This window comes from Geobacillus sp. ZGt-1 (assembly GCF_001026865.1).
GTDB classification, from domain to species: domain Bacteria; phylum Bacillota; class Bacilli; order Bacillales; family Anoxybacillaceae; genus Geobacillus; species Geobacillus thermoleovorans.
This window is the reverse complement of record NZ_LDPD01000161.1, coordinates 1-643: the sequence shown is the minus strand read 5'-3', so window position 1 is coordinate 643 and position 643 is coordinate 1. Positions and strand designations below refer to the sequence as shown.

The following is a 643-nucleotide window of genomic DNA, read 5'->3' as shown; positions in this document are numbered from 1 at the left end:
TTTTACGCAGCAAAGAGGTGGAAACATGTGCGGTTATGATGGTGAAATTTTGGTCGACAAATCCCCTGTATCGGGAAGGGAAAGACCTTGGAAAACGCATAAGGCGAATAGTTCTCTTTTGGCTGAAGCCTTTTCTCGTATTGGAAAGCACAATAAGGCCGAAAAGGTTCGGCATTGCGGCTCTTCTCTTAAGTTTAATGTTTGCCCGGATGGACATGAGAAGCGTCTTGCCTGGGCGAATTTTTGCCGGGTTCGGCTCTGTCCGATGTGTGCCTGGCGTCGGTCTTTGGTGATCGCTCACCAAATTAAGACGGTCGCGCATGAGGCGGTCAGGCGACAACCTATGCGGTGGTTGTTTCTGACGCTGACAATCCGCAACTGTCGCGGTGATGTCCTCGGCGACACGATCAGTCACCTTATGAAGTCCTGGGATCGTCTTGCAAGACGTAAAGCCTTTACTGATGTTGTCGTGGGCTGGTTTCGCTCTTTAGAGATTACGAGAAATCTATTAGAGGATACATATCACCCGCATTTTCATGTTTTGCTTGGCGTCAAGCCTTCTTATTTCCGAAAAGGCTATCTCAAGACGGAAGATTGGGTTTCTCTTTGGAGAGAGTGCCTTCAAGTAGATTATGACCCTGTT

General features: G+C 48.2%; 1 protein-coding gene. It reads left to right on the top strand.

The window, feature by feature from the left end; all coding sequences use genetic code 11:
• Nucleotides 1-25: 25 nt before the first annotated feature.
• On the top strand, nucleotides 26-643 hold a 618-nt coding region (locus tag VU18_RS17720; protein WP_161797238.1), incomplete at its 3' end, for a protein rep.